At 45.2% G+C, this 13,888-nt stretch carries 16 protein-coding genes; all 16 read right to left on the bottom strand.

The annotated features are described in order from the left end of the window. Positions 1-5 precede the first annotated feature (5 nt). Positions 6-206, bottom strand: a complete 201-nt coding sequence (gene rpmC, locus J0K78_RS17395) for a 50S ribosomal protein L29 (RefSeq protein WP_008636054.1) — start codon at positions 204-206, stop codon at positions 6-8. Then, entirely contained in the window at positions 196-630 is a 435-nt protein-coding gene (gene rplP / locus J0K78_RS17390) for a 50S ribosomal protein L16 (protein WP_027953416.1), read from the bottom strand. Before rplP ends, rpmC begins: the two co-directional genes overlap by 11 nt. 18 nt (positions 631-648) lie before the next feature. Next, positions 649-1,290, bottom strand: a complete 642-nt coding sequence (rpsC, locus tag J0K78_RS17385; protein ID WP_035511682.1) for a 30S ribosomal protein S3 — start codon at positions 1,288-1,290, stop codon at positions 649-651. 3 nt (positions 1,291-1,293) lie between these two features. Continuing rightward, entirely contained in the window at positions 1,294-1,635 is a 342-nt protein-coding gene (gene rplV, locus J0K78_RS17380; protein WP_035511684.1) for a 50S ribosomal protein L22, read from the bottom strand. 20 nt (positions 1,636-1,655) lie between these two features. Continuing rightward, positions 1,656-1,934 carry a 30S ribosomal protein S19 gene (gene rpsS / locus J0K78_RS17375; protein WP_035511685.1) on the bottom strand — a complete coding sequence of 93 codons (279 nt, stop codon included), beginning with the start codon at positions 1,932-1,934 and terminating at the stop codon, positions 1,656-1,658. A 57-nt stretch (positions 1,935-1,991) separates the two neighbouring features. Next, a complete protein-coding gene (gene rplB / locus J0K78_RS17370) occupies positions 1,992-2,825 on the bottom strand; it encodes a 50S ribosomal protein L2 (RefSeq protein WP_146818467.1) in 834 nt (277 codons plus the stop codon). Between the two features lie 36 nt (positions 2,826-2,861). Beyond that, on the bottom strand, positions 2,862-3,149 hold the full coding sequence (gene rplW, locus J0K78_RS17365; RefSeq protein WP_146818469.1) for a 50S ribosomal protein L23: 288 nt from the start codon (positions 3,147-3,149) through the stop codon (positions 2,862-2,864). Next, a complete protein-coding gene (gene rplD / locus J0K78_RS17360) occupies positions 3,149-3,772 on the bottom strand; it encodes a 50S ribosomal protein L4 (RefSeq protein WP_089654433.1) in 624 nt (207 codons plus the stop codon). The genes rplW and rplD overlap by 1 nt, the downstream gene beginning before the upstream one ends. A gap of 21 nt (positions 3,773-3,793) precedes the next feature. Continuing rightward, positions 3,794-4,429 carry a 50S ribosomal protein L3 gene (rplC, locus tag J0K78_RS17355; protein WP_089654434.1) on the bottom strand — a complete coding sequence of 212 codons (636 nt, stop codon included), beginning with the start codon at positions 4,427-4,429 and terminating at the stop codon, positions 3,794-3,796. Between the two features lie 32 nt (positions 4,430-4,461). After that, a complete protein-coding gene (gene rpsJ / locus J0K78_RS17350; RefSeq protein WP_089654435.1) occupies positions 4,462-4,770 on the bottom strand; it encodes a 30S ribosomal protein S10 in 309 nt (102 codons plus the stop codon). A gap of 571 nt (positions 4,771-5,341) precedes the next feature. Then, positions 5,342-6,532: an elongation factor Tu gene (tuf, locus tag J0K78_RS17345; RefSeq protein WP_089654436.1), complete on the bottom strand. Its 1,191-nt coding sequence runs from the start codon at positions 6,530-6,532 to the stop codon at positions 5,342-5,344. A gap of 127 nt (positions 6,533-6,659) precedes the next feature. Beyond that, positions 6,660-8,738 (bottom strand): elongation factor G, encoded by a 2,079-nt coding sequence (gene fusA / locus J0K78_RS17340; RefSeq protein WP_115824706.1) that lies wholly within the window; start codon positions 8,736-8,738, stop codon positions 6,660-6,662. Between the two features lie 41 nt (positions 8,739-8,779). Further along, positions 8,780-9,250, bottom strand: a complete 471-nt coding sequence (gene rpsG / locus J0K78_RS17335) for a 30S ribosomal protein S7 (protein ID WP_160916734.1) — start codon at positions 9,248-9,250, stop codon at positions 8,780-8,782. A gap of 52 nt (positions 9,251-9,302) precedes the next feature. Beyond that, positions 9,303-9,722, bottom strand: coding sequence for a 30S ribosomal protein S12 (gene rpsL / locus J0K78_RS17330; RefSeq protein ID WP_089654439.1), 420 nt, complete (start codon positions 9,720-9,722; stop codon positions 9,303-9,305). A gap of 94 nt (positions 9,723-9,816) precedes the next feature. After that, on the bottom strand, positions 9,817-10,068 hold the full coding sequence (locus J0K78_RS17325; protein WP_089654440.1) for a 50S ribosomal protein L7ae-like protein: 252 nt from the start codon (positions 10,066-10,068) through the stop codon (positions 9,817-9,819). A gap of 143 nt (positions 10,069-10,211) precedes the next feature. Further along, the gene (gene rpoC / locus J0K78_RS17320; RefSeq protein WP_206948244.1) at positions 10,212-13,823 is read right to left on the bottom strand and encodes a DNA-directed RNA polymerase subunit beta'; all 3,612 of its coding nucleotides are present in this window, start codon (positions 13,821-13,823) and stop codon (positions 10,212-10,214) included. Positions 13,824-13,888: the final 65 nt, after the last annotated feature.

The following is a 13,888-nucleotide window of genomic DNA, read 5'->3' as shown; positions in this document are numbered from 1 at the left end:
ATCTATTAGTTATTTACGCCTAGCTCACGTTCTCGAGCAACAGTCTTCATACGTGCGATGGACTTGCGAACTTCACGGATACGTGCAGTGTTCTCAAGTTGACCTGTTGCCAATTGGAAGCGTAGGTTGAAAAGTTCTTCTTTAAGAGACTTAACTTTTTGTTCAATTTCGGCAGTGGTTAATTCACGGATCTCATTAGCCTTCATTGATTTCACCACCAATTTCTTCACGTTTTACGAATTTTGTACGGATCGGCAGTTTGTGTGAAGCAAGACGCAACGCTTCGCGTGCAACCTCTTCAGATACACCTGCGATCTCGAACATGATTTTCCCTGGCTTCACGACAGCTACGAAACCTTCTGGAGCACCTTTACCGGAACCCATACGTACTTCTAGGGGCTTAGCAGTATAAGGCTTATCAGGGAAGATTTTAATCCAAACTTTACCGCCACGCTTCATGTAACGAGTCATCGCGATACGCGCTGCCTCGATCTGGCGGGCTGTGATCCATGCAGGATCAATTGCTTGCAAACCATATTCACCGAATGCTACTTCAGTACCGCCTTTTGCACGGCCTTTTAAGCTAGTACGGTGTTGACGACGATATTTAACACGTTTAGGCATTAACATAATGCTTTTCCCCCTTCCTTACTTGTCAGTTTTAGTTGGAAGGACTTCTCCACGATAGATCCACACTTTAACACCAAGCTTACCGTAAGTAGTGTCAGCTTCTGCAGTTCCGTAATCGATGTCTGCACGAAGTGTGTGTAGTGGTACTGTTCCTTCACTGTAATATTCAGCACGAGCGATATCCGCGCCACCTAGACGACCAGATACTTGGGTACGAATACCTTTAGCTCCTGCACGCATAGCGCGTTGAATTGTTTGTTTTTGAGCACGACGGAAAGATACGCGGTTTTCCAATTGACGTGCGATATTGTCAGCCACAAGAGTAGCGTCAAGATCTGGCTTTTTCACTTCAACGATGTTGATGTGAACGCGTTTACCAGTTAGTTGGTTTAGAGCTTTACGAAGTGCTTCTACTTCAGAACCGCCTTTACCGATAACCATTCCTGGCTTAGCTGTGTGCACAGTAATGTTTACACGGTTTGCTGCGCGTTCGATTTCTACCGTAGAAAGAGCAGCATCTTTAAGACGATTTTCAACATATTCACGAATCTTAATGTCTTCATGTAACAAGTCTGCATAGTCTTTGCCAGCGTACCACTTGGATTCCCAATCGCGGATAACGCCGATACGAAGACCTACCGGATTAATTTTTTGACCCACTGATTATCCCTCCTTTTTTTCTGATACGACCACTGTGATGTGGCTTGTGCGTTTGTTGATTTGGCTTGCGCGGCCCATAGCGCGAGGGCGGAAACGTTTAAGAGTTACGCCTTCGTTTACAAACGCTTCGGAAACGTATAGGTTTTCCGGGTCCATTTCATAGTTGTGTTCTGCGTTAGCGATCGCGGAGTTAAGAAGTTTCTCAACTACTGGAGATGCGCCACGCTGTGTTAAACGTAGTGTAGCTAGAGCTTCACCAACATTTTTTCCTCGAATTAAATCAATTACCAGACGAGCTTTACGAGGAGCGATACGAACGGTTTTAGCAACTGCTTTAGCTTGCATTAGAGTGCCTCCTCTCTATATTAACGTTTTGTTTTCTTATCGTCGCCAGAGTGTCCCTTGAACGTACGGGATGGCGCGAATTCACCTAGTTTGTGACCAACCATGTCTTCGGTCACATAAACTGGTACGTGCTTACGACCGTCATAAACGGCGATTGTGTGTCCGACGAAGTTAGGGAAGATCGTAGAACGGCGAGACCAAGTCTTTACGACCTGCTGTTTATTATCTTCGTTCAACTTCTCGACTTTTTTCATTAAGTGATCATCTACAAAAGGTCCTTTTTTCAGGCTGCGGCCCATGAATAAACCTCCCTTCGTGATTGAGAGACGGGTTTTACTGCCCGCCCGACAATCCCGTTATTTTTTACCGCGTCTACGTACGATATATTTATCAGACGGCTTGTTGCGTTTTCTCGTTTTGTATCCAAGAGTTGGTTTACCCCATGGAGATACTGGAGATGGCATACCGATTGGTGCGCGTCCTTCACCACCACCGTGTGGGTGATCACTAGGGTTCATTACGGAACCACGTACTGTAGGGCGCTTACCTTTCCAACGAGAACGTCCAGCTTTACCTACGCTGATTAGTTCGTGCTCAAGGTTACCGACTTGACCGATCGTTGCACGGCAAGAGCTTAGTACCAAGCGAACTTCACCTGAAGTCAGGCGTACGAGCGTGTATTTTTCTTCACGACCAAGGATTTGTGCAGAAGCACCTGCAGAACGGACAAGCTGTCCTCCGCGTCCTGGTTTAAGTTCTACGTTGTGTACGATTGTACCAACTGGAATGTCTTTCAACTGAAGTGCATTACCAGGTTTGATATCTGCACCTTCACCAGAAATAATTTCCGTTCCAACCTTCACACCTTTCGGAGCTAGGATGTAACGTTTTTCACCATCAACATAATTGATTAGTGCAATGTTAGCGGAGCGGTTCGGATCATATTCGACTGTAGCAACGCGTCCAGGTATTCCATCTTTGTCACGCTTGAAGTCGATAATACGATACTGACGCTTGTGGCCTCCGCCCTGATGACGAACTGTCAGCTTACCCTGGTTATTACGTCCACCTTTTTTATGAAGTGGAGTGACAAGGGAGCGTTCAGGTTTGTCAGTTGTGATTTCAGCGAAATCAGATACTGACATGTGTCTACGACCGTTAGTAATTGGTCTGAACTTTTTAATCGCCATCTTTATTTCCCTCCTTCATATTTCAATTCGTGTATTTTATGCTTCGAAGATTTCTAGTTCTTCGCTGTCCTGAGTCAATGTGATGACTGCTTTCTTACGATCGGAGCGGTAGCCGCCGTAACGACCCATACGCTTGAACTTACCTTTAAGGTTCATTGTGTTGACTTGTGCAACTTGAACGCCAAAGATTTCTTCAACTGCTTTTTTAATTTCAGTTTTGTTAGCTTTCGGGCTAACTTCAAACGTATATTTCTTTTCTCCCATAAGATCAGCAGAATGTTCAGTAATGACAGGGCGCTTGATAATATCGCGTGGTTCTTTCATTATGAGAGCACCTCCCCTGCTTTTTCAGCTGCTTCCTTAGTAAGGATCAGCTTGTCATGCGTTAGCAAGTCTAACACACTTACTTGCTCTACAGGAAGACTCTTCACTGTAGGGATATTGTTAGATGATAGAGTTACATTTTCGTCTGCTTCAGCAGTAACGATCAATGCTTTCTCGTTAACATCTAGTGCTTTTAGAATGTTTGCAACTTCTTTTGTTTTCGGAGCATCAAGAGAAAGGCTCTCAAGAACAATGATGTTTTCTTCTTTCACTTTAGAAGAGAAAGCAGATTGAAGCGCCAAACGACGTACTTTTCTTGGCATCGTGTAGCTGTAGCTGCGTGGTGTAGGACCGAAAACAGTTCCGCCACCTACCCATTGTGGTGAACGGATAGATCCTTGACGCGCACGGCCTGTACCTTTTTGGCGCCATGGTTTGCGTCCGCCGCCACTAACTTCAGAACGTCCTTTTACTTTGTGTGTGCCTTGGCGAAGATTCGCGCGTTGCATCAACACAGTTTCGTGTAAAACGTGAGTATTAGGTTCAATTCCAAATACAGATTCATTTAGTTCGATTTCACCAACATTAGAACCGCTTTGGTTTAATAGTGCTACTTTAGGCATGACATATCCTCCCTTCGTTTATTATTTGCTAGCCTTAATTGCACTTGTGATCTTAACGTAAGATTTTTTCGCGCCTGGCACATTACCTTTGATAAGTAGTAGATTACGCTCAGCGTCCACTTTTACTACTTCAAGGTTTTGTAGAGTTACTGTTTCGCCACCCATTTGTCCTGCAAGACCTTTGCCTTTGAAGACTTTGGACGGGTCAGCACCTTGCCCCATAGAACCGGAACGACGGTGGAAACGGGAACCGTGAGTTTTAGGTCCAGTAGATTGGTTGTGGCGCTTGATTGCACCCTGGAATCCTTTACCCTTAGAAGTTCCTGTAACGTCAATTGCGTCACCAGCTTCGAAAATATCAACTTTAACCTCTTGACCTAATTCAAAGTCATCAAGGTTTGTATTACGGAATTCACGAACGTAGCGCTTAGGTGTTGTGCTTGCTTTATCAGCGTGCCCTTGAGCAGCTTTCTTCAAGCGGTTTGACTTTTCATCAGCAAAACCAAGTTGGATCGCTTCATAACCGTCATTTTCTGTTGTTTTCTTTTGAAGAACAACGTTTGGCTCAGCCTGAACAACTGTTACTGGGATCAACTCGCCATTTTCAGAGAAAATTTGAGTCATGCCGACTTTTCGTCCTAAGATTCCTTTCGTCATCCGTTACACCTCCTATTATCTTTACGATTTATTTATAGTTTAATTTCGATATCCACACCAGATGGTAGATCCAAACGCATAAGTGAATCAACAGTCTGTGGTGTTGGATTAACAATGTCGATTAGACGTTTGTGTGTGCGCATTTCGAACTGCTCACGAGAGTCTTTATACTTGTGAGTCGCACGAAGTACAGTATATACAGAACGCTCTGTTGGAAGCGGGATCGGACCAGATACATTAGCTCCGGAACGCTTCGCAGTGTCTACGATCTTCTCTGCGGACTGATCAAGTACTCTGTGATCATACGCCTTTAAACGAATACGAATTTTCTCTTTTGCCATTATTTTCCCTCCTTCTTCGCCCATTTTTGAAATAGACATTCTCCGCGAAAAAAACTTGACCACCAGCCATGGCAAAGGGGCCGGGTGTGTCAACAACCTTTCGCTTCATCGCCTTTTATGACCAACATTATTCATTATATAGAAGAAATGCAGTCAATGCAAGGATAAATCCATAATTTTTTTCATCACGGACACTTAAAATATTATACTAGCGTTCACCACTTTTTTCAAGGGGATAGCTAGTATTCATAGGCTTCCCGCCAAATGTTTCCGACTACCTCTTTGAAATCCATTGTCCATTTAAACAAATATGAATGAGGATATCAACCATCTCTGTGTAAAGAATAATTTTCTGAACATTCATATAAAATTAGTTCCTTATAAGGTTGTCAGTGATGGAAATATAAAAGCCGATTAACGGCAAGACGGATAACCTTCCCATTTCATTCGGCCGGTATGTTATAGCAAAGACTATATTCTTTGGAAGGAATTCAATAGCATGGTTGTATTTCTTCATTAAAAAAGAGCAACAGCCAGAAGCTGTTGCTCTCTATATAGGATAGAACTGAAATTACTTAGTGATTTCAGAAACTACGCCAGAACCTACTGTACGTCCACCTTCACGGATAGAGAAACGAGTTCCGTCCTCGATCGCGATTGGGGAGATAAGTTCTACAGTCATTTCAACGTTGTCCCCAGGCATAACCATTTCTACGCCTTCAGGAAGTTGAATAACACCAGTTACGTCCGTAGTACGGAAGTAGAACTGTGGGCGGTAGTTAGAGAAGAATGGAGTGTGACGTCCACCTTCGTCTTTAGCTAGTACATAAACTTCAGCTTTGAAGTTTGTGTGTGGAGTGATAGAACCAGGCTTAGCTAGTACTTGACCACGGTTGATGTCTTCACGCTTAACACCACGAAGAAGTGCACCGATGTTGTCTCCAGCTTCAGCGTAATCTAGAAGCTTACGGAACATTTCAACACCAGTTACAGCAGTTTTGCTGGACTCTTCAGCCATACCGATGATTTCAACTTCGTCACCGACTTTAACCGTTCCACGCTCAACACGACCAGTTGCAACTGTACCACGACCAGTGATAGAGAATACGTCCTCAACTGGCATCATGAATGGCTTGTCAGTGTCACGGTCTGGAGTTGGAACATACTCGTCAACTGCGTCCATAAGATCGTAGATTGCTTGCTCATACTTCTCTTCACCTTCAAGAGCTTTAAGAGCAGAACCGCTGATTACTGGTACGTCATCACCATCGAAGTCGTACTCAGAAAGTAGATCGCGAACTTCCATTTCTACTAGTTCAAGAAGCTCTTCGTCGTCTACCATGTCAACTTTGTTCAAGAATACAACGATAGCTGGTACACCTACGTTTTTAGAAAGTAGGATGTGCTCACGAGTTTGCGGCATTGGACCGTCAGCTGCAGATACAACTAGGATCGCGCCGTCCATTTGAGCAGCACCAGTGATCATGTTCTTAACGTAGTCAGCGTGACCTGGGCAGTCAACGTGTGCATAGTGACGAGTTTCAGTTTCGTACTCAACGTGTGCAGTGGAGATTGTGATTCCACGCTCACGCTCTTCAGGAGCACCGTCGATCATGTCATATGCCATTGCTTCACCAGAACCAGAACGCTTGTGAAGTACAGTCGTAATCGCTGCAGTTAGAGTTGTTTTACCGTGGTCAACGTGTCCAATTGTACCAATGTTAACGTGGGACTTGGACCGGTCAAATTTTTCTTTACCCATTGTATATTTCCTCCTTTAGATAAGTAACAATTTTGGTTTTCAAGATTTATGATGCAGCTTAGGAGTAAGCAAGAGTCACTCCTAAGCTTACACTACAAGTTATACTTTAACTCGTCTAAAAAATCAATTATTCACCAGCATTTTTCTTGATGATTTCCTCAGAGATGCTCTTCGGAACTTCTTCATAGTGGTCGAAGTGCATTGTGTACGTACCACGGCCTTGAGTGTTGGAACGCAACGCTGTTGCATAACCGAACATCTCAGATAGTGGAACGAATGCTTTAACCACTTGTGCATTACCACGAGTTTCCATACCTTCTACACGTCCACGACGGGAAGTTACGTCACCCATGATGTCGCCCATGTATTCCTCAGGAATAACAACTTCTACTTTCATCATCGGTTCAAGTAGAACAGGCTTACACTTGTTTTTCGCCTCTTTAAGTGCCATGGAAGCGGCAACTTTAAAGGCCATTTCGTTGGAGTCGACATCGTGGTAAGAACCGTCATAAAGAGTCGCTTTGATGTCTACCATAGGGTAGCCAGCCAATACACCGTTTTCCATAGACTCTTTAATACCTTGTTCTACAGATGGAATGTATTCACGTGGTACAACACCACCGACGATCTTGTTAACGAATTCGAAACCAGCGCCTTCTTCGTTAGGCTCGAACTCAACCCATACGTGACCGAATTGTCCACGACCACCGGATTGACGTACGAACTTACCTTCCACTTGTGCACTACCGCGGAATGTTTCACGGTAAGCAACTTGTGGAGCACCAATGTTCGCTTCAACTTTGAACTCACGCTTCAGACGGTCAACGATGATGTCCAGGTGAAGTTCACCCATACCTGCGATGATCGTTTGACCCGTTTCAACGTTTGTTTCCGTTTGGAACGTTGGATCCTCTTCAGCTAGTTTACCAAGAGCGATGGACATCTTATCTTGGTCAGCTTTAGATTTAGGCTCGATAGCAACAGAGATTACCGGATCAGGGAATTCCATGGACTCAAGAATAACAAGACTCTTTTCGTCACATAGTGTATCACCCGTACCTGTATCTTTAAGGCCTACCGCACCTGCGATATCCCCTGCATACACAGTGGAGATCTCTTCACGAGAGTTTGCGTGCATCTGTAGGATACGACCTACACGTTCACGCTTGTCTTTCGTGGAGTTTTTCACGTATGATCCAGCATTCAATGTACCGGAGTAAACGCGGAAGAAAGTCAATTTACCTACATAAGGGTCTGTAGCGACTTTAAATGCCAATGCAGAGAATGGCTCGTTGTCGTCAGGCTTACGTACAACTTCTTCTTCTGTTTGTGGTACGTGACCTTCAATTGGAGGTACATCTAGTGGAGATGGTAGATAATCGATAACACCATCAATTAGAAGTTGAACTCCTTTGTTCTTGAAGGCAGAACCACAGAATACTGGGTAGAATTCAACACTTAGAGTTGCTTTACGGATGGCGTCCTTAAGCTGGTCGTTTGTGATTTCTTCTCCCTCTAGATACTGCATCATCAAGTCTTCATCGAGTTCTGCAACAGCTTCTACTAGCTTGCCACGGTACTCTTCAGCTTGATCTTTGTAGTCGTCAGGAATCGGGCGTGCTTCAGCACGTGTTCCCAAGTCGTCCATGTAGTAGTATGCTTCCATCGTTACTAGGTCGATGATTCCTTCGAACTCATCTTCCGCACCGACAGGAAGTTGAACAGCTGCTGCATTTGCTCCTAGGCGGTCTTGCAACGTACCTAGGGAGTAGATGAAGTCAGCTCCGATTTTGTCCATTTTGTTAATGAAGACAATACGTGGAACACCGTATGTCGTAGCTTGGCGCCAAACAGTTTCTGTTTGAGGCTCAACACCAGATTGTGCGTCAAGGACAGCTACGGAACCATCAAGTACACGTAGGGAACGTTCAACTTCAACAGTGAAGTCTACGTGTCCTGGAGTATCGATGATGTTGATACGGTGACCTTTCCACTGAGCAGTCGTAGCGGCGGATGTAATTGTAATTCCGCGCTCTTGTTCCTGCTCCATCCAGTCCATTTGGGAAGCTCCTTCGTGAGTTTCACCAATCTTGTGGATACGTCCTGTGTAGAAAAGAATACGCTCTGTCGCCGTTGTTTTACCAGCGTCGATGTGAGCCATTACCCCGATATTCCGAGTCTTTTCCAAGGAGAACTCTCTAGCCATGCATCTTTCTCCTTCCTGTTTGAACCTTTATTTTTTGGTGATTACCAGCGATAGTGAGCGAATGCTTTGTTCGCTTCCGCCATCTTGTGCATTTCTTCGCGACGCTTCACAGATGCACCTGTGTTGTTAGCAGCATCTAGAATTTCGTTAGCTAGGCGCTCTTCCATCGTTTTCTCTCCGCGAAGACGCGCATAGTTTACGATGAAACGCAAGCCTAGTGCCTGGCGACGTTCTGGACGAACCTCAACAGGTACCTGGTAGTTGGAACCACCTACACGACGAGCGCGTACCTCCAATACAGGCATTACGTTCTTCATTGCTTGATCAAATGCTTCCATAGCGTCATTGCCGCTACGTTCTTGAACAAGTTCAAATGCTTTATAAAGGATTTTCTGTGCTTTACCGCGCTGACCGTTAACCATGATTTGGTTGATCAAGCGAGTAACAAGCTTAGAGTTATACATTGGATCTGGTAACACATCACGTTTAGCTACTGGACCTTTACGTGGCATATGTTCCCCTCCCTTCTTCGATGTTTTTATTTAAGCGATATTTGCATATCGATTATTTTTTAGCTTTTGGCTTTTTCGTACCGTATTTGGAACGACCTTGCATACGGCCATCAACACTTGCTGTGTCAAGAGCACCACGTACAACGGTGTAACGTACACCTGGCAAGTCTTTAACTTTACCGCCACGGATAAGAACAACACTGTGTTCTTGAAGGTTGTGGCCTTCACCAGGGATATAAGCGTTAACCTCAAGCTGGTTAGTTAGACGAACACGTGCATACTTACGTAGGGCAGAGTTCGGTTTCTTAGGTGTCATTGTTCCAACACGTGTGCAAACCCCGCGCTTTTGTGGAGAAGAAAGATCAGTCATACGCTTTTTATAGCTGTTGTAACCTTTGTTCAAAGCTGGAGAGTTTGACTGCTTCGTTTTGCTTACGCGTCCTTTGCGTACCAATTGGTTAATTGTTGGCATGTTTGTATCCTCCCTTCGTACTTTTTTAATACCACACATCCAGGTGGTTCATATAAAGGCAAAAAACAAAGCTTTCGCGTCATACGCCAAAACTTTATTGCTTTATCGCCACTGTAGCCGCACCAACATCAATACCACATGCATTCCCGAGTTCCTCCATCGAAGGGACCCGTGTGTGAGGAATGTTCAGTTGTTGGGCTAATTTAGCTACTTTAAGTGTCATCGACTGATCAGCATCGTCAGCCGTTATGACTTCAACCACTTCGCCATTTTTCATGGCTTTCAGTGTTTGTTTGGTTCCAATAATTATATCGGATTTAGCCTGTGCTACTTTTTCATAAGACATCTTCATATCCTCCAAAGTAACAAGGATAAATGGAAGCACCTTGATTATATTATCACTCACCCAAATGCATGTCAACTGCATCTGGGTGAGTTTTTTTAGTGCTTCCTTTAATTTTACACCTTGTTAACATCTACTTCTTTATTTTAAGAATGTGTGACTTCTTCGGTCACTTCTGGAACCTCTTGTCGTTGTTGCTCGGATTGCGCTTTAATCTTGCGGTAACGAGTCATACCCGTACCTGCAGGAACAAGCTTACCGATAATAACATTCTCTTTCAATCCTAGCAACTCATCGCGCTTACCTTTAATGGCTGCGTCTGTAAGGACACGTGTTGTCTCCTGGAAGGATGCAGCGGATAGGAAGCTGTCTGTTTCAAGAGACGCTTTGGTAATACCAAGGATGACTGGACGGCCGACAGCCGGCTGGCCACCTTCCATAAGCGCTTTTTGGTTCGCTTCTTTGAATTGGTGAATTTCAAGTAGAGAACCTGGAAGTACATCGGTGTCACCAGAATCAAGGACACGTACTTTACGAAGCATCTGGCGTACCATGACTTCGACGTGCTTATCGGAGATTTCAACCCCCTGCATTCGGTAAACTTTCTGCACTTCTTTGAGAAGGTATTCTTGAACGCCGTCAAGTCCCTGTACGGTCAGCAATTCTTTAGGATCAATGGAACCTTCAGTCAGAGGTTCACCTGCTTTGACCTCATCTCCAACCGACACTTTCATACGTGCACCGTATGGAGCCGTGTATGAACGTGATTCTACAGCACCTTGAACGACAATTTCCTGCTTCTCTTTGACTTCATTGATTTCGTGTACCGTACCATCAATTTCTGTGATAACGGCTTGACCTTTCGGATTACGTGCTTCCACGATCTCCTGGATACGTGGAAGACCCTGCGTGATATCGTCTCCGGCTACACCACCTGTGTGGAAGGTACGCATTGTAAGCTGTGTACCCGGCTCACCGATGGATTGTGCAGCGATGATTCCGACTGCTTCACCGACTTCAACTTCATCACCTGTTGCAAGGTTACGACCGTAACACTTCTTACAAACCCCATGTTTTGTATTACAAGTGAATGCCGTACGGATTACGATCTCTTCAATGCCGGCATCGACGATTTGACGTGCGACATCTTCAGAAATCACTTCATTTCTTTCAACCATAACAGCGTCAGTTTCAGGATGTTTCACTGTCTGGAATGCTGTACGTCCAATTAGACGATCGATCAATGGTTCGACCACTTCGCTACCCTCTGTCAATGCAGCTACCGGGAGACCTCGGTCCGTTCCACAGTCATCCTCACGAACAATAACATCCTGCGCTACGTCTACAAGACGACGAGTCAAGTAACCAGAGTCAGCTGTCTTAAGGGCCGTATCGGCAAGTCCTTTACGGGCACCGTGTGTAGAGATGAAGTACTCGAGTACCGTCAGACCTTCACGGAAACTAGACTTGATCGGAAGTTCGATGATTCGTCCAGCCGGGTTGGCCATCAGACCACGCATACCAGCAAGCTGCGTAAAGTTAGAGGCGTTACCACGGGCTCCGGAATCACTCATCATGAAGATTGGGTTGCGCGGGTTCAAGGACTTCATCAGACGGTTCTGAATATCATCCTTGGCCGCAGACCAAATTTCGATGACGCGATCGTAACGTTCTTCTTCAGTGATTAGACCACGACGGAACTGCTTCATGACCTTATCTACTTTCTCCTGTCCTTCATCAAGGATTTCCTGCTTCTCTGGAAGTACGACAACGTCGGATACACCGACAGTGATACCGGCCTTAGTGGAGTAAGCAAAACCAAGGTCCTTCATACGGTCAAGCATCTTAGACGTTTCACTGATAGAGAAACGCTTAAACACTTCAGCGATGATATCACCAAGGATACCTTTCTTGAATGGAGATACTTCTTCACGCTTCGAAATCTCTTCACGGATATCTGTACCTTTTTCAATGAAGTAATGATCAGGAGTCTTGATTTCCAAGTTCTCTTTCGTCGGTTCATTGATATATGGGAATGAATTCGGCAGCATTTCGTTGAAGATCAACTTTCCTACTGAAGTCAGTAGAAGCTGCTGATTCTGTTTCTCAGTAAATGTTTCGTTATTCAAAGAGCTAGCCTGAACTGCTACACGCGTGTGCAGGTGGGCATAGCCATTTTGGTAAGCCATTAGAGCTTCGTTCAAGTCTTTGAAGAACATGCCTTCTCCGATGGCACCTTTTCTTTCAAGGGTCAGGTAGTAGTTACCTAGTACCATGTCCTGGGAAGGTGTAACGACCGGCTTACCATCCTTAGGGTTAAGGATGTTTTGAGCAGCTAGCATCAAGATGCGCGCCTCTGCCTGAGCTTCTGAAGATAGTGGCACGTGTACGGCCATTTGGTCTCCGTCGAAGTCGGCGTTGTATGCAGTACATACAAGCGGGTGCAGACGAATGGCACGACCTTCGACAAGTGTCGGTTCAAAGGCCTGGATACCCAAACGGTGCAATGTTGGTGCACGGTTGAGTAGAACCGGGTGTTCTTTGATGACATCTTCAAGGACATCCCATACTTCGTGGTGCACGCGTTCGATCTTACGCTTCGCTGATTTGATGTTATGAGCAAGACCTCGGGATACGAGTTCTTTCATAACGAATGGTTTGAACAATTCAAGGGCCATTTCTTTAGGAAGACCACACTGGTACATCTTCAAGGACGGTCCTACGACGATAACAGAACGACCGGAATAGTCGACACGCTTACCTAGCAAGTTCTGACGGAAACGTCCTTGCTTACCTTTCAACATATGAGAAAGGGATTTAAGTGGTCGGTTTCCTGGTCCTGTTACAGGACGGCCGCGACGACCATTGTCGATCAAAGCATCAACAGCTTCCTGCAGCATACGCTTTTCGTTTTGAACGATGATGGTCGGTGCACCAAGATCCAACAAACGCTTCAGGCGGTTGTTACGGTTGATCACACGACGATACAAGTCGTTCAAATCAGAAGTTGCAAAACGCCCACCATCAAGCTGGACCATTGGACGAAGTTCCGGTGGAATGACCGGAAGAACGTCAAGAATCATCCATGATGGATCGTTTCCTGAGTTACGGAAGGATTCTAATACTTCAAGACGCTTGATTGCACGTGTACGGCGTTGTCCTTGAGCTGTCTTCAGCTCTTCTTTCAACGTCTCTACTTCACCATCAAGGTCGATATCATATAGAAGCTTACGGATCGCTTCCGCGCCCATAGCTGCCTGGAATCCTTGTCCGAACTTCTCGCGGTAAGAGCGGTACTCTTTTTCAGAAAGCAATTGCTTCCTTTCAAGAGCCGTCTCACCCGGATCCGTTACAATATAGGCTGCGAAATAGATGACTTCCTCCAAAGCTCTCGGAGACATATCCAACACAAGCCCCATACGGCTCGGAATTCCTTTGAAGTACCAAATATGAGAGACAGGGGCAGCTAGCTCTAGGTGCCCCATACGCTCACGGCGAACTTTCGCCTTGGTTACTTCAACGCCACAGCGGTCACAAACGACACCCTTATAACGGACACGCTTGTATTTTCCACAGTGACATTCCCAGTCTTTCTGCGGGCCAAAGATTCGCTCGCAGAAAAGACCGTCTTTTTCTGGTTTCAACGTACGATAGTTGATGGTTTCTGGCTTCTTAACCTCACCGTAGGACCAAGAACGAATCTTATCCGGTGAAGCCAGGCCTATTTTCATATACTCAAAGTTATTTACATCTAGCAAGGGGCCTACCTCCCTTTCAGTATCCGGGTTTTACCCTAAGCTTAGAACACGAGCAGCAGCAGTGT

The sequence above is a fragment of the Halobacillus sp. GSS1 genome (genome assembly GCF_017307035.1).
Classification (GTDB): Bacteria; Bacillota; Bacilli; order Bacillales; family Halobacillaceae; genus Halobacillus; species Halobacillus litoralis.
Note: the sequence above shows the minus strand (reverse complement) of the source record. Positions and strands in the feature narration are given on the sequence as shown.